This window comes from Spirosoma pulveris, from assembly GCF_054781875.1.
The window spans coordinates 1,859,337-1,879,270 of record NZ_BAAGTO010000001.1; the positions used below are offsets into that span (position 1 = coordinate 1,859,337).

Genomic DNA, 19,934 nt, shown 5'->3' on the forward strand with positions numbered 1-19,934 from the left:
TGTGTTGTGCGGGCGGTTTCTCAAAACTGCCCGCACAACACACAAAACACAAAGGCATTGCCCAAATCCATAAATACCCCGAAACCGAATGCGTAAACTGCTTTCACTTTTATCGACTCTCCTACTTACCACACTGGTACAGGCGCAGTCTGGTCAACGACCGGGGCTTTCGGTCACTCCACTCAATGAGCGTGTGTATGTCCATACAACTTATGGTATGTACGGCGGAACGCCCGTTCCATCCAATGGGCTGATTATTAAGACCAAAGATGGCATTGTACTCGTCGACACCGGTTGGGATACCAACACCAATACCGATAACACCCGCGAGTTGCTCCAGTGGGTCAGCAAAAATCTGCATCAGCCGGTTCGGTTATGTATTGTCACGCATGGTCACGAAGACCGGGTGGGTGGCATCAGTGAACTCAGAAAGGCGGGTATCCGGGTGGTGAGTACGCCCCTGACGGCTCAGAAATCAGTGAAACTCGGGTTTGAATCCCCGGAGGGTATTTTATCGAACGATACGACTTTTTCAATCGGCAAAGAACCAATTCGCTGTTACTTTCCGGGGCAGGGCCATACTGCCGACAATATTGTTGTCTGGTTACCGAATCAGAAGATCCTCTACGGTGGCTGTCTCGTAAAAAGCGTTGCCGTCTTTGGGATGGGCAATCTGGCCGACGCTAACCTGAACGAATGGGGAAATTCGATCCAGAATCTGATGACGCAGTTTAAAACGGCCCGGATTGTTGTACCGGGGCATGACGAGTGGACGGATACCCGATCGCTGGCCCATACGCTTCAACTGCTAAAAAAACACGCTGAGGCAAAAAAGTAATCCCATCTATAACGTTCTCTCATGCCTAAACTCCTATTCATGGATCACGACGGGGCGATTGACGACCTGCTGTCGCAGTTGCTGGTCCTGACCATGCCCGATATCGAACTTATCGGCATCACCGTCACGCCCGCCGATTGCTACATCGAGCCCGCCCTCGAATCGGCGTATAAATTACTTCAGTTGATGGGTCAGGAACACGTTCCGCTAGCCCGGGGCGATTACTACGGTATCAATGCCTTTCCGAGCGAATGGCGGGCACGACCCGAAATCATCAACGCCCTGCCGCTCCTCATTAATCTGCCTGCATCGCCCGATCCCTATAGCTATTTGAGTGCTCCGGATCTCATGATCCAGAAGCTGGCTTCGGCAACCGAAAAGGTAACCATCCTGATGACCGGCCCCTGCTCCAATCTGGTTATGGCCCTCGAAAAAGCCCCGGAGCTGAAGGACACTATTGCCGAAATTGTGTGGATGGCCGGTGCTTTTCGCGTAACGGGAAACGTTCAGACATTTCAGCACGATGGCACCGCCGAATGGAATGTATTCTGGGACCCGGTCAATGCGCAGAAGCTGTTCTCGTACGAATTGCCCCTCACGCTGATTCCGCTCGACGTAACGAACCATGTACCCGTCACGAAACAGTTTCTGTCGACGCTGGCCAGCCAGATGGATCATAAACTCTCCAACCTGACCGGTCAGTTCTGGGCGTTGACCCTCGACACTATCCCCAGTTATCACTACACCTATTTCATGTGGGATATTCTGGCTACCAGCTACCTGGCCCTACCGGAACAATTCACGATCGAAGTTGCCAAAGCCAATGTCAGCACGCGACCGCCCAACGCCGGTCAAACGTATCTGGACGAGAACGGCTATACCGTACGCTTCGCAACAGGTGTCAATGTCGCGTATTTTTACGAATACCTGCTGGCGCAGTTCAGGCAGTAAACTGTAGTGCCGATCGTCCCGGTCGGGGGTAGAACGGGTTTCTGAGAACTACCCGACCGGGACAATCGGCATTACACCGCTACTAATTCTTTATTGTATTTATTTCGGTAATCGACGGGAGATAATCCGGTGATTCGTTTGAAAATTGTTCGAAATGCCTTGGTGTCTGAATAGCCAACATCGTACATAATTTCGTTCACTGTTTTTCGACTGGTTTCCAGACTTTTTTTAGCCGCTTCTATTTTCACCCGCTGCATATATTCATTGACCGAATTGGAAGTCGCTTTCTTAAATCGACGCTCCATATTTCGCCGACCCAGTGCGAATTTCGAAGCCAGTTCATCGACGGAAATCTTTTCCTGAAAATTCAGTTCAATAAATTCCTGTGCTTTTCGGATCGGCTCGTCTTCGTGCTCCTTCTGCCCCTGAAAAATAGTGAACGACAATTGATTATCGCGCTGAATTTCTATCGCAAAAACTTTGGCCGAAAGCACAGCAATCTCCCGACCGGCATATTTCCCGATCAGGTGTAAGATCAGATTCAGGTAGGAGAATGCACCACCACTGGAATAAATGCCCTGCTCATCAGTAATTATTTTCTCGGGAACCAGGTCGACTTCGGGAAACAACTGGCGGAACTGATTGGCCGCCAGCCAGTGTGTAGCGCATTTCCGGCCGTTTACCAGGCCCGTCGATGCCAGTAGAAAAGCCCCCAGACAAAGGCTGGCAATTTCGGCGCCACCGCTGCGCTGTTTGAGTATCCAGGGAATAAACTCCCTGTTCTTTTCAATGGCCTCTTCTAGTTCACCATCCAGAGCAGGAATGATAATCAAATCCGTTTTTTTAACGTCCTCAATCAGCGAATCGGCATGTACGGTAAACAGGCCTCCACTCACCGGCGTTTCGCGGGTAAGACCAACTAATTTGACGGAGAAAAGCGGTTTTTCACCCCGCATTTTACAAAACTGATTTACCTGAGTAAACAGTTGCCGTGTACCTTCCAGACTGCCTAAAATAGCCCCTTTCGGTACAAGAATGGATATGTGTTTCATACGTTAAAAATAACAAAATCCGGCGTCGTAATCAACCCGATTTTTGACGTATTTACCCCCGAAATATCCTGCGGCACAGCCCTATATTTGTGAGGCTGAAAACAATATCAAAATGTAGAACCGACCGTCTCAGCCGGGTGACATCTTCGTGTCTTTAGCCCGATAGCGGCAGTCCGTACACCAGCCTGAACCCTACAAATCAATACGATGAGAAAAGTGATTTTATTTATGCACGTCTCGCTCGACGGCTTCGTCTGCGGCCCCAATGGAGAACAGGACTGGATGACGATGGACGATGACGAAGTGGGGCATTATTTGATCCCGGACTTACAGAAAACGGTCGATACCCTGCTGGTTGGCCGCGTTCTTTATCAGGGTTTCCTCAGCTTCTGGCCGACCGTCACGAACAACCCTGACATACCCGCCGAACTCGCCGACTTTGCCAACTGGATGAATACGACACCTAAAGTTGTGTTTTCAAAAACATTGACAAATGTGGACTGGCAAAACTCCCGCCTGGCCGATACCGACGTTGCCACAGAAATTGCCATGTTAAAACAGCAACCGGGGGGCGACATGGTGGTATTTGGCGGTGCTGAATTTGTCGCATCACTGGCCAAACTTAACCTGATCGATGAGTATCGGATTAAACTCGAACCTATTGTTCTCGGCACCGGAAAAGCACTCTTTAAAGACGTTACCGAACGGGTTAAGCTGACGCTTACCAAAGCCAAATCATTCGATTCCGGCGTGGTTGGGCTTTATTATCAGGTTAATAGAAAGTAGTAGAGAAAGGGAACGTTACAAACAAATCCATAAAATGAACACACTAGTCATTTGTAAAAGCACAAGAAGAGACAGGATTATTTATTGGACTGCTACCCTTTTGGTTGTTGGCTTCGATGCAGGGGGCGCCTTGGGCTTTAATACGCCTTTAGCTATCGAAGGAACCCGGCACCTTGGGTTTCCGGACTATTTCAGGGTAGAACTCGGTCTGGGAAAAATCCTTGGCGGTATCTTACTGGTTCTCCCTATGATACCGGCCCGTATTAAAGAATGGGCTTACGTGGGGTTTGGCATTTCAATGATTTCGGCCATTATCGCTAACCTGGTAGTCGACGGACCTGTACAGGCAAGTCTTCCCCTTGTTTGCCTGATGCTGTTAATCGTTTCCTATATATACTACCATCGCACTCATAAGCAACCACAGACACTCACCTAGTTCACGACGTTTAAGTTGTAAGTCTACGGTTTAGGCACGTCCAAACCGTAGGCTTACAACTTAAACTACTGCCGTGGCTTCATCAGTTTCCGTTTGAAGTAATCGGCGGTGGCGGCACTCATTTTAATGGCGTTGCTGTGCTTCATCCAGTGGTGTGTATCATCAACAATGACCAGGGTTTCCATCGGAACACCCTGCTTGTCCAGCCGCCGGACCAGGTCGGTACTCTGAGAAAACCGAACGTTACGGTCATCGTCGCCGTGAATGATCAGCACGGGGGATGTCCAGCTGCCAACCGATGAAACGGGGGATGATTCCCACACCACCTTAGCGGCTTTTTCGGCATCGGGGATTTTCTCGAACCGGTCGGTCTGGCTGCTGCCGTTACGTTGCTGACTCCAGTCGTGAACCCCGTGAATATCAACGCCAGCCGCGAACAGTTTAGAATCGCGGGCGAGGGCCAGCGCGGTCAGGTACCCCCCGTACGAACCGCCATAAATACCAATTTTAGCTGCGTCGACCTGAGGCTGTTCCGTAAGCCAGACGGCGGCCGCCCGAACATCCTGATACTCTGAGGCTCCGTTGGCTCCGCCATTGGCCGGTTGATGGAAGTCGTAGCCGTACCCGATGCCCAGCCGGTAATTCACCGACAGCACCACAAACCCCTGACTGGCCAGGTACTGGTTGAGCGCATACGAATTGGCGTAATAATCGGAGTAATTCCAGCCGAGCAGCATCTGACGGGGCGGACCACCGTGTACATAGATCAACGCGGGCTTTTTTCCCGATCCACCTACGGGCTCAAATAGCTGGCCATGTACAGTCATGCCGTCCGGTGCCTTGAAGACCACCTGTTTGGGCGTCACCAACTGGTTTTGCGGAAAGCTGGCTGGTACCAGATCCTGCGCCAGAATTTTGGGGGTTCCCTTCGAGAAGGCCATAACGGTGGGCAAGGGAGGGCGCTGGGCAGTAGCGCTGATCATGGCTATCGTGGCCCCATCGCCCGTAACAACGGGCGTCCATTCCAGACCTGTTCCGGGCGTTACCACTTCCATAGCGGCTTTATCAACAGGCACCCTCACCACGTGCCGACGGTCGATATCCAGCTTATCAGGGCCAGTATTGCCACTGAACAAAAGCCACTTGCGGTCGGGGCTCAGCGTAATGTGTTCGGCCATAAAGGGCGCGGGTGTCAGCAACAATGGGGAACCGCCCGACGATGGCATGGAATACAGATGGGGCCAGCCATCCTGATACGATAAAAAAACAATGCGCTCGTTCGCTGCCCAGTGCAAATTGAATCCGCCATGCGTAGTGGGCTGCGATCCTGCCAGCGTTTTGGGAGCCTGCCAGATTTGCGAAGCCGTACCCGATGCCACATCGGCAGTCCAGATCGACCATGGGCGGTGTTTACGAGTCAGGAGCGAGTCGGGCGCACCACCGGAACCGGGTGTACGGACAAATACCAACCGCTTGCCATCCGGCGACCAGCGTGGTGACTCATCCTGCGAGAACGACGGCGCAATCCAGGTAATGGGCGTCGTTTCGTTGGTAAAAACGCCCACAAACGCGTGGTCTTTCCGATCGCATACAAAGGCCAGCTTCGACCCATCCGGCGACCATTGAATGGAACTGTTCGTACCCCGTGCGGTAAACAGAGCTTTTGCCGGAGCCGACCCATCCACGGGCGAGATCCAGACCTGACCACCTTTAATGAACGCAATACGGGCTGGCGTGCCACCGGCCGGCGAAATAACGGGGGCATCGCCTTCCGCAATCGCTTTGGGTTCGCCACCCGCGAAAGGCACCGTCCAGATCTGCACTTTGGGGGCCGTTGGCGACGACAGTGTATTGACCGGGAGTTCATCATCCCAGTTGGAGCCGTGGTCGCCACCGCGCACATAAACGACCCATTTCCCGTCATCCGAAATCGACAGACTCGTTAGTTCCTGACCGTCGTCATCGGTATAGTTTGTCAGTTTTCGAGGAGTAAAATTGGGCCCTTCTGCAACATACACATTGCGTTTACCCTGTTCGGCAAAGGCCCACGCAATCCGCGAACCCTGAGCTGCGCTGGTAAGTTCTGTGGGAAAGGGGTAGCTTTTAACGGATTCGAGAGAGAACGTTTGCGCTCTGGCGAATTGATAAAATCCCAGTAACAGGCATAGCCACGTAAACTTTTTCATGATAGCGCGGTATAAGATAAACGGCTTGGTTAGGTTGTCTGTGAAACACAATCAAATAAGCCTTTTATTTTCTATTTTACCCAGTTGTCAGGATAAAATCCTACCATTCAGACCTATTATACCAGCAAGTTATCCGTGAAATTTGTTTTCACTCCATCCTGAGACGACTTATCGGTAACGAGTGCAAACATCCGGGTAAGTACCGTAGTTGACTACTAAATTCATGACGTTATGAACTTATACGAAAGTGTATTTGCCCACAACCGCCAGTGGGTTACCGAACAATTAGAACAGGACTCGAATTATTTCAATCGCATGGCCGACGGCCAACAGCCGGAATTTCTTTACATCGGCTGTTCAGACAGTCGGGTACAACCCGAAGATTTCATGGGTGTGAAGCCGGGCGAAGTATTTGTCCATCGCAACATTGCCAATCTGGTTCCCAACAACGATACCAATGCTTACTCGGTAGTCCAGTATGCAGTTGAACATTTACAGGTACAGCATATCATTGTGTGCGGCCATTACGGCTGCGGAGGCATCAGGGCATCTCTCGATAACAAAGACCTTGGAGCGCTTAACAGTTGGATTCGTAATATTGATGATGTCTATCGCCTGCATCGCCAGGAGCTGGACGCCCTGCCGGATGATGCCGCCCGTTTCCGTCGGCTGGTGGAGTTAAATGTGCAGGAACAATGCCTGAACATCATGAAGCTCTCGTACGTACAAAAAGCCAGAGCACAGGGCGATTATCCCCGCATTCACGGCTGGGTGTACGACATTTCCCAGGGAACGGTTGTCGACTTGAAAATCAACATGGCCAACTTTAAGGAAGAACTGGCCCTGTACCGCTTGATTTAACGACAGGGGTCGGTAAGATACTGGTTGATAACAGCTCAGTATTGTGGTGTCAGCTTCTTTAAGTGACACTACAATACCGAGATCGTTTTCAGGCTGGATGTTGTCAGTCCGGCTCGTCGCTTTTAATTCGAAACACAGCCCCCTCTATCGCTTCATTTACCCGAATCTGGCAGGCCAGTCGGCTATCCGAATCGACATCGGGCAGGGTATCCAGCATATCCAGTTCAGCATCCTGAGCGGCTGGCAGGTCGTCAAAGCCGTTCAACACCTGAACGTGGCAGGTTGCACAGAGAGCCATGCCCCCGCACGTAGCCAGGATGTTGTATTCCGAAGCCTTCAGCACTTCCATCAGGCTCAGGTTAATACCTTCGGGGATTTCGAGATCCTGCCGCTCGCCCTTACGGTCTTCAATGGTGAAATTGATCATGGTTGTCGTTGGCTAAATGAATGACGCCAGCTGCTTACTACTGCAAACGAATGTTTGCTTACTAACAGACACGAGTAAATACCCGCGCCGGCTGGAGCCAGCTACTTGGTCATTAAAATGTGGGAACACCGTTTACGGTGGTGTATTTGAAACTCAGCTTCTGGTTGGGGTGTACGTGACGGAAGGCACCCTGACACATGAGCGCGGCTTCATGAAAACCACATAAAATCAGTTTCAGCTTACCCGGATACGTATTAATATCGCCGATGGCGTAAATACGGTCGACACCGGTCGAGTAGTCGGTTGTATTCACGCTGATGGCGGCTTTGTCGATGGTAAGTCCCCAATCGGCAATGGGTCCGAGTTTGGGCGTCAGGCCAAAGAGCGGAATCAGGTGATCCGCTTCGATGCTTTTGACGGATTTGTCTTTCGCCGTAATGCTCACCTCCTGCAAATGCCCGTTTCCATTGATACTGGTAATATTGGATTGCAGCACCAGATTAATCTTCCCCTGGCTCGCCAGATGGAACACCTTCTCGGCCGAATCAGGAGCACCACGAAAAGTGTCGCTGCGGTGAACCAGCGTCACTTCACGGGCAATGTCGGCCAGGAAAACCGTCCAGTCGAGGGCCGAGTCTCCCCCACCAGCCAGCACCACCCGGCGGTCGCGGAGTTGCTCCGGGTTCTTGACCATGTAGGCAACGCCCTTTCCTTCAAACCGCTCGAGGTTCACGATTTCCGGCTTGCGCGGCTCAAAACAGCCAAGGCCACCGGCAATGACAACCACCTGGCAATGGACAGCCGTGCCATCGCTGGTGGTGACGATGTACGAGCCATCAGGTTGTTTTTCCAATCCGTCAACGCGCTCACCCAGCGTAAAACCGGGGTTAAAGGGAGCTATCTGCTCCATCAGGTTATCGACAAGCGTTTGGGCATTCACCGCCGGATAGCCCGGAATATCGTAGATCGGTTTCTGCGGATAAATTTCTGAAAGCTGACCACCCACCTGCGGCAGGGCATCGATCAGGTGGCAACGCATTTTCAATAAACCAGCTTCAAAAACGGCGAACAGGCCCACCGGACCCGCGCCAATTATGCACATATCTGTTGTTATCATGTTGGGTTGTGAACGAATCGGGTTACCCTTCTTCGTTCGTCTTGGTTGTGTACAGGCGAATGGCCAGGCCGTCAAAAGACTTGTATCCTGCGTTAGAACAGGGTTATCAGGCGATACAAAGGTAAGTCCGACACACCCCTGAGGTAAATCATATCTGGTAATGAAGTATTAACAAATGGAATGAGAGTAGCCTTCTCAGCGCTACATCATGCGTCAAGGAAAATACCTCTGATTACCTCAAATCGGGCCTTTGAGCGGAGTTCTCCATTTCCTAATTGATCCAGAGCGCGACAAAACTGCGTTTCTTTGGGTCGGGTTAACCGGGGCAGTTGGTTGCCCACTATTTGTGGGAATAGCCGATCAACCTAACCAAACAGTAAACTCTCTCAACGACGATGAAAACATTACGCGCAACGGTTCCTTTGTTTTTACTCACACTGGTCCTGTTGAGCGTTACCCCGGCGCTGAGCCAGACCCGAAGTAATCAAAACTCCGACCCTTATGCGGAGGCTTCCCAGAATGACCGGGGAAAGGATAATTCGGTAAGCTTAGGCTGGACTGGTTGAGTTAGTAGGCTTCCGGCAACCGGAGTACCGACGGTAACCCGTCGCTTCAGGTAGACGGACGGTTGATTTGAAGGGAAAGTTTTAGAGCCATACATCCGGAACATAGCGTTTTAAAAACTCCCCTTCAAATCAACCGTTTGCTGTATATTTACGGCTATCCTTACCCAAATTCCTATCCTTATGAAACTCTCTCTACTCCTGGCTGTCTGCCTGTTAACATATTCTGCCTGGGCACAAACCGATGTGCAGAAGCGCTACCAGACCCAGCTCATCATGGCCGAAGATGGCAGCACGGTCGAGCTCGACGCCGGTACGTTCACCTTTACCGGGAGCCTGTCGTTGGAAGATAAAAAGCGCATTGTGATTCGGGGGAAAGGGGTCGACAAAACGATACTTAGTTTCAAAGGACAGACGGACGGAGCCGAAGGCCTGCGCGTGTCCAATGCCGAAAACATCGTTATCGAAAACCTGACCATTCAGGATTCAAAAGGCGATGGCATCAAGACCATGAACGTGAAGGGCATTACGTTCCGAAACGTAAAGGTAGAATGGACGGGGCCGCCCAAAGCCGAGAATGGCGGGTACGGCCTGTATCCGGTGCAGTGCGACAATGTGCTCATCGACGGGTGTACTGCCATTGGCGCTTCCGATGCAGGTATTTACGTGGGGCAGTCCCGCGGGATCGTGGTCAAGAACAGCAAGGCTTACCATAACGTGGCGGGTATAGAGATTGAGAACTCCCGTAATGCCGACGTTTTCGATAACGAAGCCTACGACAATACGGGCGGCATTCTGGTGTTCGACCTGCCCGATCTGGTTCAGAAACAGGGTGGTAATGTGCGGGTGTTCAACAACTATATTCACGACAATAACTTCCCGAATTTTGCACCGGAAGGCAATATCGTTGCCAGCGTTTCGGACGGTACGGGGCTGTTGATTCTGGCTGCTAACAATGTCGAAGTGTTCAATAACCGCTTCCTCCGCAACCAGACCATCGGCACCGGCGTCATTAGTTACCTCATTACCGAACGGCCCATCACCGACAAAGGCTATTACCCGTTTTCGACGGCTATTTCCATTCACGATAACGTCTACGAGCGCAATCCCGGCCCGGCCAGTTCGCGGGGTCGCTACGGCAAGATATTCGATGCGATCCTGAAATCGGGGCAGCCCGTTCCGCACATTTTGTACGATGGCATTGCGGACCCCGCTACGTTCGACAAAGACGGCAAACCACTGGCCAACAAGCGCATTTGTATTCGAAACAACAAAAATCAGAGTCTGGTCAACCTCGATGCCGGGCGTGAGTTCAAAAACGTTTCTTTTAGCCCTGACCCTTTTGACTGCCAGCTAACTCCTTTGAAAACAAGCGCCGGCAACGGCCGTTAACCGCATGCGAACCTACCTGATCTGGTCGCTGCTGCTGCTGGTCGGCTGGCTCACGCTGGCGGGCTGGCGGTCGGACGCGATCCCCGAAAAACTATCCGACTACGGCTTTTTCACCGGTAATCCGGTGGAGCAGAAACCGGCTGCGGGGGTTGTACCGTATGCGCTCAACACGCCCTTATTTTCCGATTATGCCGAAAAGCTGCGGTTCGTAAAACTGCCCGCCGGTCGGTCGGTCGCGTACAATGACTCCAGCGTACTGAACTTCCCGGAAGGCACCACGCTCATTAAGACGTTCTACTACCCCGCGGATTTCCGAAATCCGGCCAAAGGGCGACGCCTGATGGAAACCCGGCTGCTGGTTCATCAGGCCAGCGGCTGGAAAGCCTTCGACTACGTCTGGAATGACGAACAGACCGACGCGTTTCTGGAAGTTGCCGGTGATACCAAAACGGTCAGCTACATCGACGCCGATGGACAGATCCAGCAGCACCCGTACACCATCCCAAATCTCAACCAGTGCAAAGGGTGCCATAACCGAAACGAAGTCATGACACCCATTGGGCCGTCTGTCCGGCAACTGAACGGCAACCTTGCTTACGGCTCTGTAGGTACCGAAAACCAGCTTACGCACTGGCAGAAAGCGGGGATGCTCGCCGGATTACCGTCGCTGGCCAACTGTCCTAAAGCCCCCGTCTGGAACGATCCTCAAACAGGCTCCCTAAACGACCGGGCACGAATCTGGCTCGATATAAACTGCGCTCACTGCCATAACCCCAAAGGCCCGGCCATGACCTCGGGTCTGAATCTGAGCCTTACCGAAACCGACCCCACCGCCCTGGGTATTTTGAAAACGCCCGTTGCTGCCGGTCGTGGATCGGGTGGGCATCCGTATGATATTGTTCCGGGTAAGCCCGAAGAATCCATTCTGATCTACCGACTCAGCTCCACCGACCCCGGCGTCATGATGCCCGAACTCGGGCGTAAAACAGCCCATCGTGAAAGTCTTGCCCTCCTGCGCGACTGGATAAAAGCGATGAAATGAGGGAGAACAGCGGTTATTTAGTAAGTTAGCGGGTGGGTAATTCGCCGTGATCAAACGGGGAATCACCCACAATAAACCATAACGATACAGCCTCAAATTACCTCATGAGATACTTTCTCCCTGCTTTACTGCTGGCAGGCTCGTCTGCATTGGCGCAGCAAGCGCCGTCGGTGGGTCGTACCGTTGCCCATGTCGCGACCTATCAGCCCCCCACATTTACGGATGCCGATCGGCTCAAAAAGCTGGAACCGGCCTTCCCCATCGTCGAAAAACTCTTCCGCGATGTTGCCGAAAAACGGCACATTCCGGGAATGGCTTACGGGATTGTCCTCGACGGAAAACTGGTTTACTCCGGCGGACTAGGTTACACCAACGTCGATAAAAAGATAGCGGCAACGCCTAAATCGCTGTTCCGGATTGCGTCGATGACCAAAAGTCTGACGTCCATGGCGGTCCTGAAACTCCGCGACGATGGCAAGCTCCGGCTCGACGACCCTGCCGAAAAGTACATTCCTGAACTGAAGGCGCACAAGTACCTCACCGCCGACGCCCCTAAAATCCTGGTTCGTAACCTTTTAACCCATTCAGCCGGTTTTCCTGAAGACAATCCCTGGGGCGACCGTCAGTTGGCCGATACCGACGACGACCTGACGAAGCTCATCCAAGGCGGCATCTCGAACGCCAACGTACCGAGCTTCGCCTACGAATACAGCAACCTCGCCTTTGCCATGCTGGGCCGTATCATCTCAACGGTATCCGGCAAACCCTATCAGCAATACATCACCGAAAACATCCTGAAACCGCTGGGCATGAACGATACCCAATGGGAGTACACCAAAGTCCCGGCCGACAGGCTTGCCCTTGGCTACCGCTGGCAGGAGGATGGTTCGGGAACGGGTAAGTGGCTTGACGAACCGCTGCTGCACGACGGTTCGCACGGGGCAATGGGTGGACTGATTACGTCCATTGAAGATTTCAGCAAGTACGTAGCCGTTCATGAAGCCGCCTGGCCACCCCGCAATGACGTTGATAACGGACCCATAAAACGAAGCTCTATTCGGGAGATGCAACAACCCTGGACATTTTCGGGCCTGGCCGCTCAGGCAAAGAACTCGGCGGGTCAGGTGTGCCCCGTAACGAGTGGGTATGGTTATGGGCTGGGCTGGAATAAAAACTGCGTTGGTCTGGTGGGTGTAGGACACAGTGGCGGTCTGCCCGGCTTCGGCAGTCAATGGCGCATTCTGCCCGAGTACGGCATTGGCGTTATTTCCTATGGCAACGTAACGTACGCAGGCCTGGGTGTTGTCAACACCGCCGTGCTCGACACCCTGGTTGCATTGGCCAAACTACAGCCCCGCCAGTTACCCGTGTCGCCAATCCTGGCCCAACGCAAAGCCGAACTGTTAAAGCTCCTGCCCGACTGGACGAATGCAGAACGCAGCGGAATTTTTGCAGAGAACTTCTTCCCGGATAAATCGATCGCCATTCGCCGGAAAATGGTGCAGGATCTATACGCCAAAGCCGGATCCATTAAGCGAGTGGGCGAGTTAATTCCCGAAAACCAGTTACGCGGACATTTTGTGATGGAGGGCGAAAAAGCCAGCATCGACGTTTTCTTTACCCTTACCCCCGAAAACCCCGCCCTGATTCAGCAACTGGATTTTCGGGAAGTGAACAACTAGTTTTACATGTCAGACTTCACAATATCAACCGCTAGCGGGCAGGACATTCCGGCGCTCGACCGTCTGGTCAATAGTGCGTACCGGGGCGACAGTTCGCGCCAAGGATGGACTACCGAGGCCGATCTCCTCGACGGTATCCGCACCAGCGAAGAATCCTTGCGGGCCATTTTCTCCAACCCGAACGCACAAATTTTAAAATACGAGCAAGCCCGCCAGTTGCTGGGATGTGTTTACCTGGAGCAGAAAGGCAACGACCTGTATCTGGGGATGCTTACCGTTTCGCCCGAAGCGCAGGCGGGCGGCATTGGCAAGCAACTACTGATGGCCGCTGAAGAGGTGGCCATCGCTAAAAAATGTCGAGCCGTGACCATGACAGTCATCACCCAGCGGCACGAATTAATTGCCTGGTACGAACGGCGCGGTTACCGATCAACCGGCGAAACCCAGCCTTTTCCCGACGATCCGCGTTTCGGCATCCCCAAACAACCTCTTGCCTTTATCGTTATGGAAAAGGAATTGTAGGCTGAGCGGGTATCCTGCGCTGTATTTTTAAATAGCTTCATTCACAGAGCCATTGATGGGAAAAGGCATTCTTATTCTGTTTTGCCAGCAAACCCTTTTTGCGTTTGCCGATTTAACTCTATAATTTCACCACAGTAAAACAAAACACGATACCTCAAGCCATATGTCAGCTTCCAAACGCGTCCTGATTGCCGAAGATAGCTCTGTTATCCAGAATCTGGCCCGCAAAATCCTTGAATTCCAGAACTACGATATCACAGCCGTAAAAAATGGTGAACAAGTGTTGCAAATTTTGGAGAAAGAAGACTTCAGTATCCTTCTCCTTGACATCAACATGCCGCTGATGGATGGTATGGAATGCGTTCGGCGCGTTCGGGCACTCCCCGAAAAAGAAAAAGCCGCAGTGCCTATTGTAGCCATTACCGGCAACGCCAAAAATTACACCGAAGAAGAGTTTAAAACCGCCGGTTTCAACGACGTTCTGGTGAAACCCCTCAACTTCGATCGCCTGGTTGAAGTGGTTAATCAATTGACGGATAAATAAAAGTAGGAGTCAGGAGTGAGTAGCGAGGAGTGAGGAGGGCTAACGCATGCTTTTGCTGACGCGTCAGCCCTCCTCACTCCTCGCTACTCACTCCTGACTCCTAATAACTATGATCATTACCCTACTCGGTACGGGAACATCGTCGGGGGTGCCGCTTATTGGCTGTACCTGTGAAGTGTGCCGTTCGGTTGACTTTCGGGACAAACGACTCCGTACCTCCGTCCACATTGCCGTGGACGGGCGTAGTTTTGTTATCGATACCGGGCCCGATTTTCGGCAGCAGGTCCTACGGCTCAATCTGCAGCAGCTCGACGCCGTTCTGTTCACCCACGAACACAAAGACCATACAGCAGGGCTCGATGAGATTCGGGCGTATAACTTTCGGTCGGGAAAAGACATTCCGGTTTACGGGCGCCCCACTGTTCTGGCGCAGTTACAGCGTGAATTTGCCTACGTATTCGCCGAAAATAAATATCCCGGAACGCCCCACGTTCAGCTGCATGAGCTGACCAATAAACCGTTCGATGTACTGGGTGTTCAGTTCATACCTATTGAGGTTATGCACCACAAACTACCCGTTTACGGTTTCCGCGTTGGCGACTTCACCTACCTCACCGACCTGAACTACATCTCCGACGAGGAACTGAAAAAAGTGTACGGCACTAAAATTCTGGTACTCGATGCGCTACAGTTAAAACCTCATATTTCGCATTTTACGCTCGATGAAGCAATCGCCCTGGCCAAACGCGTTAATGCCGATCGGACTTACTTCATTCACATCAGCCATAAACTCGGCTTACACCGCGACGTCGAAAAAGAATTGCCCGCCAACATACGGCTCGGCTACGATGGCTTGCAGCTAAAACTGTAATACCGCCTTTCCAGGTCGGTTGGAAGCTATCTGCAACAAGCCAGCCCGAAAGGGTGCTCCGACAAACCAATTCCCTCTACGCATCGTTACGCCAGTAGATTCTTACGCACACGATGCTGACTGCCATAAAGCCTTCCCGCCCGTTTTCGAATACCTTGCTGGATAAGTACCGACAGCAGGGCGATGCTCCTGCCGATGCCTCTATTGCGGCCGTCGTTGAGGCCAGTGGCCCAACGGGCTTGCGTTCACTGATGCAGTGGCTTGCCAACACCAGCGATTTTTCGACCGATAGCCAGCACCCGGCCATCCGGACTTTCTTTACTGAATACAGCACATTACCCGATTGGGCTGAGCCCGACCGAATGAAACGGGGTATGGCTTTTTTCAAGAAACACGCCCAGCAAATTGGTCTGACTCTCGGCTTTTTCTCGCTCCCCTATTCCTATCTGGGAGCCAACGGCGCACAAGTTCTCTGGCTTACCGAACGCATAAAAAATGACACCGCCCGCCGATTGCAGGAAACCGGCGAATGGGTTTTTGCCGTTAATAATGCCAAAGAGTGGCCGTTTAATGGGCAAATAGGCAGTCCAAATGCAGGAACAGCCATCTGCCGTACGCAGAAAATCCGGCTGATCCATGCCGGTGCCCGCTGGTTTTCGCTGCACTCCGGCCGCTGGAACATGGACTGGGGTTATCCGGTCAACCAGGAAGATATGGCCGGTACGAGTCTGTCGTTTTCCTACATCGTGTTGCAGGGATTACGAAAAGCGAAGGTTGCCATGACCGAACAGGAAGAAGAGGATTATCTGCACCATATCAATGTAGTTGGCTACCTCCATGGCGTGGCAGAAGAGCTTATTCCAACGAACATGCGCGAAGCCTACAACCTTGGTACGGCCATTGCCCGGCGGCAATTTGCCCCGTCCGAAGCGGGCATTGGGCTAACCCGCTCGCTGTTAAATGCCATAGCTACAGCGGCATCATCCAGCCAGCTTACCGGCAATGGCCCGGCCCAGTCCGCAACGCCCGCCCGCCAGGGAACGATAGGTCCTGAAACCATCCGGAACCTCGCAGCCGGTGAAATGCGTTTCTTCATGGGCGACCAATACGCCGACTGGCTCGGCATTCCCCACGTTCCCGTTGAGAAGCGGGTTGCCGGGTTATTAAATCGCCTGCCTATTTTCCAGCGACAACTGTTGAGTCTCTAAGTAGAGATCTCTTGAAGAACGGCACTCAAATTACGAGCGTATCTTTTTGGTTGAGTTGGTTGGATCAACGCTATATCTTGAAGATATGCCTTGATCCAACTAGCCTGCTCAAAACATAATTTACAACGACGAACTTGTATCAGTTAGACCCCATTGCTGCTCTTGCTACGGCCCCCGGCATCGGTGCCATCGCCGTAGTCCGCGTATCGGGCGAAGGTGCCATTGACTTAACGAACCGATTGTTTCGCGGCAAAGACCTGACGCAGCAGCCCAGCCACACCGCCCATTTTGGTACCCTTCGGAATGAAGACGGCAGTATCATTGACGAAGTGCTGGCCACCGTTTTCCGGGCACCGAAATCCTTCACCAAAGAAGATGTTGTCGAAATTTCGTGTCACGGCTCAGAGTTTATCATTCAGCAGATTTTACGTCGGCTCATGCAGGAAGGTGTCCGTCTGGCAAAGCCGGGTGAGTTCACCCAGCGGGCGTTTCTGAATGGCCAGTTCGATCTGGTACAGGCCGAAGCGGTTGCCGACCTGATTGCCTCCGACTCCGACGCCAGCCATCGGGCCGCCCTTAATCAACTGCGTGGGGGATTCTCCCGACAGCTTAAAGACCTTCGTCAGCAACTGATCGACTTCGTGGCTTTAGTCGAGTTGGAACTGGATTTTGGTGAAGAAGACGTCGAATTCGCCCACCGCGACCGTTTGCGGCAACTCATGCTCGACATCCGTCGGGTACTTCATCCCTTAATCGACTCCTTCTCCACCGGTAACGCTATCAAGAACGGCGTACCGACGGTTATTGCCGGCAAGCCCAACGCGGGTAAGTCGACGTTGCTCAATGCGCTGCTAAATGAAGAAAAAGCCATCGTTTCTGACATTCCCGGCACCACCCGCGATGTGATTGAAGACGAACTGTTCATTGACGGCATCCGCTTCCGGCTCATCGACACCGCCGGGTTACGCCAGGCTACCGACCGCATCGAAGCCATCGGCATTGAGCGTACCCAGCAGAAAATGCGCGATGCCGCCCTGGTCGTTTACTTGTTCGATGCTAAAAATGTGGAGTCGGACGAACTGCAAATGGCCGTTGATGAAATTCGGGCATCCGGCAAACCGTATCTGCTCGTTGGCAACAAACTCGACGCCATTACCGACGCCACCCGCCAGTCGCTGGAAACGATGCTGAACGAGCCTATAGTCTGGATTTCGGCCGCAAAGCAAACACATCTGCCCGAGTTAAAAGCGGCCCTTTCGGCTCGTGTCCGTACCGATGCGGCTGTACAAACCGGCAGTGCCGTAGTGACTAACGCCCGCCATTATAACCACCTCACCGGCACCGACGAAGCCCTCGCCCGAGCCATCCACGGACTCGACACCGGCGTCACCCCCGACTGGCTGGCCATGGACTTACGCGTAGCCCTGCAACATCTGGGCGAGTTGACGGGCGAGATCACAACGGACGATTTGCTGGAGTCTATTTTCAGTAAGTTCTGTATCGGAAAGTAATCGCACTTAATAAGCATTTTCCACCATATTACTAAACCGTACCTAAAGCCTTGAAAATTGGCTTTTTACGCATATTATACTGCTACTTTACTGAGTGATATAAAACATATATTCAGTCAATATTTGTACCTTTGTTGTACCTCATCGGCGGATCTACATTGAAAGTCCGTTTTTTAGGCGAAATCATGCAACATACAGCACCATATAGCAACACACAGCAACCTCAAGCTACTTACTGCAACATATAAACGAAACTAATTGACTGGTATGAGTTCTAACATCCGAGTAAGGCGAATCTGCGAGCAATGCGGGAACGAATTTGAAGCCCGTACAACCGTTACAAAAACGTGTAGTGACTCTTGTGCTAAACGAGCCTACAAAGCCCGCCAACGAGCCGCAAAGGTTACAGTAAGCAATGAGCAGACCCGGCGAATAATTGAAAAACCTTTAGATGATATTCGAGCTAAAGAAAATCTGAACATTGCTGATGCCAGTAAACTATTAGGCGTAAGTCGATGGACAATTTGGCGGGCAATTGGCTCAGGTAACTTACACGCCGTGAAGTTAGGTAGACGTACTCTTATTCGTCGTTCGGACGTTGACCGCCTGTTTGAGCCGCCAACATTTACCGAGAAGCCAACGCCCGCCCCTGTTGCATTAGTAGATTGTTATACAATGAAAGAGATTCAGGAAAAATACGGCATTTCTGAAAAAGCCCTTTACACACTCATACAGCGTAACAATATTCCCAAACAGTATAAAGGCCCTTACGCTTATGTGCCAAAGGTCAGTATTGATGAATTATTAACAGCCACACAATTATGATAAAAGTCCATCTACGCAAAAAGCCAATTAGCAACGGGCGAACTAGCCTGTATTTAGACTACTACCCGGCTATATCTCATCCTGACACGGGTAAAGACACCCGGCGCGAATTTTTAGGACTCTATCTGTTTAACCGCCCTAAAACGCCCGCCGACAAAGAGCAGAACGCCGAAACGCTGGCACTAGCTGAAAATCTACGAGCCAAAAGACAAATAGACGTTCAAAACGGAGCCTATGGATTCTTGTCAAAAAAAAGCCTGAGTACCTGTTTTGTAGCATATTGTGAACAGTTAACCGCATCAAAAACAGGTAGTAATAAAGATGGCTGGGAAAGTGCCTTACACTACTTAAGGGACTTTACAGGCGGCAAACTTAAGTTCTCTGACCTCACCGCTAAAAAATGCCGGGATTTTCGGGCATATATGATGGATGCACAAAGCCAGCGCAACGAAGAACCATTAGCCGTAAATTCTACCGTCAGTTACTTTAACAAATTTAAAGCAGCCCTCAAACAAGCTTACAAAGACGGACTTGTTAGCGTTGATTTAAACGCGAAAGTTGAAAGTATCAAAGCTGAAGAAACCCGACGCGAATACCTGACGTTGGCCGAACTACAGGCACTAGTACAAACAGACTTACCCTCCCTGCCTGTACTCAAACAAGCCGCCTTATTTTCGGCCCTTACGGGTTTGCGCTATTCCGATATTGAAGCTCTAACGTGGGGGCAAATACGGCATGATGCCAGTAGCGGCTACTTCATTCATTTTACTCAACAGAAAACAAAAGGTGTAGAGGTACTACCTATTTCAGAATTAGCCGTTTCCCTCTTAGGTACTCGTTTAGGCGATAGTCAGCCAGTCTTACCCGGCTTAACCTATTCCGCACACTGGAATAAAGTTTTAAAGCAGTGGGTAAAAGATGCCGGGATAACTAAGCTGATTACATTCCATAGTTTTCGGCATACGTATGCAACCCTGCAATTATCACTTGGAACTGACATCTATACAGTTTCTAAGATGTTAGGCCATCGTGAATTAAAGACTACACAGATTTACGCTAAAATTGTTGACCAATCCAAGCGGGATGCCGCTGATAAAATTAAGCTGACTTTTTAACTGAC

Annotated in this window: 20 protein-coding genes; 16 read left to right on the forward strand and 4 right to left on the reverse strand. The window is 51.6% G+C overall.

Features of this window, described 5'->3' with window-relative positions:
• Positions 1–88: 88 nt before the first annotated feature.
• Positions 89–838 (forward strand): subclass B1 metallo-beta-lactamase, encoded by a 750-nt coding sequence (gene bla, locus ACYVJM_RS07545; RefSeq protein WP_461147578.1) that lies wholly within the window; start codon positions 89–91, stop codon positions 836–838.
• A gap of 21 nt (positions 839–859) precedes the next feature.
• Positions 860–1,789, forward strand: a complete 930-nt coding sequence (locus tag ACYVJM_RS07550) for a nucleoside hydrolase (RefSeq protein WP_461147579.1) — start codon at positions 860–862, stop codon at positions 1,787–1,789.
• 71 nt (positions 1,790–1,860) lie between these two features.
• Here ACYVJM_RS07550 and ACYVJM_RS07555 read toward each other — a convergent pair whose 3' ends face one another.
• Positions 1,861–2,841, reverse strand: a complete 981-nt coding sequence (locus ACYVJM_RS07555) for a GlxA family transcriptional regulator (RefSeq protein WP_461147580.1) — start codon at positions 2,839–2,841, stop codon at positions 1,861–1,863.
• A gap of 207 nt (positions 2,842–3,048) precedes the next feature.
• Between ACYVJM_RS07555 and ACYVJM_RS07560 the strand changes: the two genes are divergently transcribed.
• Together ACYVJM_RS07560 and ACYVJM_RS07565 are read left to right on the forward strand one after the other, a co-directional pair.
• Entirely contained in the window at positions 3,049–3,627 is a 579-nt protein-coding gene (locus tag ACYVJM_RS07560; RefSeq protein ID WP_461147581.1) for a dihydrofolate reductase family protein, read from the forward strand.
• A 34-nt stretch (positions 3,628–3,661) separates the two neighbouring features.
• Positions 3,662–4,063 carry a DoxX family protein gene (locus tag ACYVJM_RS07565; RefSeq protein ID WP_461147582.1) on the forward strand — a complete coding sequence of 134 codons (402 nt, stop codon included), beginning with the start codon at positions 3,662–3,664 and terminating at the stop codon, positions 4,061–4,063.
• 65 nt (positions 4,064–4,128) lie between these two features.
• Here ACYVJM_RS07565 and ACYVJM_RS07570 read toward each other — a convergent pair whose 3' ends face one another.
• A complete protein-coding gene (locus ACYVJM_RS07570; RefSeq protein WP_461147583.1) occupies positions 4,129–6,249 on the reverse strand; it encodes a prolyl oligopeptidase family serine peptidase in 2,121 nt (706 codons plus the stop codon).
• A gap of 231 nt (positions 6,250–6,480) precedes the next feature.
• Here ACYVJM_RS07570 and ACYVJM_RS07575 point away from each other — a divergent pair, with 231 nt between their 5' ends.
• Positions 6,481–7,110 carry a carbonic anhydrase gene (locus tag ACYVJM_RS07575; RefSeq protein ID WP_461147584.1) on the forward strand — a complete coding sequence of 210 codons (630 nt, stop codon included), beginning with the start codon at positions 6,481–6,483 and terminating at the stop codon, positions 7,108–7,110.
• 103 nt (positions 7,111–7,213) lie between these two features.
• On the opposite strand, the gene ACYVJM_RS07580 is transcribed toward ACYVJM_RS07575, so the two are convergent.
• Both ACYVJM_RS07580 and ACYVJM_RS07585 read right to left on the reverse strand, forming a co-directional pair.
• Complete coding sequence (locus ACYVJM_RS07580) at positions 7,214–7,537, reverse strand: 2Fe-2S iron-sulfur cluster-binding protein (RefSeq protein ID WP_461147585.1); 324 nt, start codon at positions 7,535–7,537, stop codon at positions 7,214–7,216.
• 112 nt (positions 7,538–7,649) lie between these two features.
• On the reverse strand, positions 7,650–8,654 hold the full coding sequence (locus ACYVJM_RS07585; protein ID WP_461147586.1) for an NAD(P)/FAD-dependent oxidoreductase: 1,005 nt from the start codon (positions 8,652–8,654) through the stop codon (positions 7,650–7,652).
• A 395-nt stretch (positions 8,655–9,049) separates the two neighbouring features.
• Here ACYVJM_RS07585 and ACYVJM_RS07590 point away from each other — a divergent pair, with 395 nt between their 5' ends.
• From ACYVJM_RS07590 to ACYVJM_RS07640, 11 genes are all read left to right on the forward strand, one after another.
• Positions 9,050–9,220, forward strand: coding sequence for a hypothetical protein (locus ACYVJM_RS07590; protein WP_461147587.1), 171 nt, complete (start codon positions 9,050–9,052; stop codon positions 9,218–9,220).
• 180 nt (positions 9,221–9,400) lie between these two features.
• Positions 9,401–10,609, forward strand: coding sequence for a parallel beta-helix domain-containing protein (locus tag ACYVJM_RS07595; protein WP_461147588.1), 1,209 nt, complete (start codon positions 9,401–9,403; stop codon positions 10,607–10,609).
• Positions 10,610–10,613: 4 nt separating this feature from the next.
• Positions 10,614–11,651, forward strand: coding sequence for an SO2930 family diheme c-type cytochrome (locus ACYVJM_RS07600; protein ID WP_461147589.1), 1,038 nt, complete (start codon positions 10,614–10,616; stop codon positions 11,649–11,651).
• 104 nt (positions 11,652–11,755) lie between these two features.
• Positions 11,756–13,333, forward strand: coding sequence for a serine hydrolase domain-containing protein (locus ACYVJM_RS07605; RefSeq protein ID WP_461147590.1), 1,578 nt, complete (start codon positions 11,756–11,758; stop codon positions 13,331–13,333).
• Positions 13,334–13,339: 6 nt separating this feature from the next.
• Positions 13,340–13,855 carry a GNAT family N-acetyltransferase gene (locus tag ACYVJM_RS07610; protein ID WP_461147591.1) on the forward strand — a complete coding sequence of 172 codons (516 nt, stop codon included), beginning with the start codon at positions 13,340–13,342 and terminating at the stop codon, positions 13,853–13,855.
• Between the two features lie 163 nt (positions 13,856–14,018).
• Positions 14,019–14,399: a response regulator gene (locus ACYVJM_RS07615; protein WP_012927810.1), complete on the forward strand. Its 381-nt coding sequence runs from the start codon at positions 14,019–14,021 to the stop codon at positions 14,397–14,399.
• A gap of 109 nt (positions 14,400–14,508) precedes the next feature.
• The gene (locus ACYVJM_RS07620) at positions 14,509–15,270 is read left to right on the forward strand and encodes an MBL fold metallo-hydrolase (RefSeq protein WP_461147592.1); all 762 of its coding nucleotides are present in this window, start codon (positions 14,509–14,511) and stop codon (positions 15,268–15,270) included.
• Between the two features lie 113 nt (positions 15,271–15,383).
• Entirely contained in the window at positions 15,384–16,478 is a 1,095-nt protein-coding gene (locus tag ACYVJM_RS07625) for an oxygenase MpaB family protein (protein WP_461147593.1), read from the forward strand.
• 134 nt (positions 16,479–16,612) lie between these two features.
• Positions 16,613–17,989, forward strand: a complete 1,377-nt coding sequence (gene mnmE / locus ACYVJM_RS07630; protein ID WP_461147594.1) for a tRNA uridine-5-carboxymethylaminomethyl(34) synthesis GTPase MnmE — start codon at positions 16,613–16,615, stop codon at positions 17,987–17,989.
• A gap of 267 nt (positions 17,990–18,256) precedes the next feature.
• Entirely contained in the window at positions 18,257–18,814 is a 558-nt protein-coding gene (locus ACYVJM_RS07635; protein ID WP_461147595.1) for a helix-turn-helix domain-containing protein, read from the forward strand.
• Positions 18,811–19,929 carry a tyrosine-type recombinase/integrase gene (locus tag ACYVJM_RS07640; protein ID WP_461147596.1) on the forward strand — a complete coding sequence of 373 codons (1,119 nt, stop codon included), beginning with the start codon at positions 18,811–18,813 and terminating at the stop codon, positions 19,927–19,929. Before ACYVJM_RS07635 ends, ACYVJM_RS07640 begins: the two co-directional genes overlap by 4 nt.
• Positions 19,930–19,934: the final 5 nt, after the last annotated feature.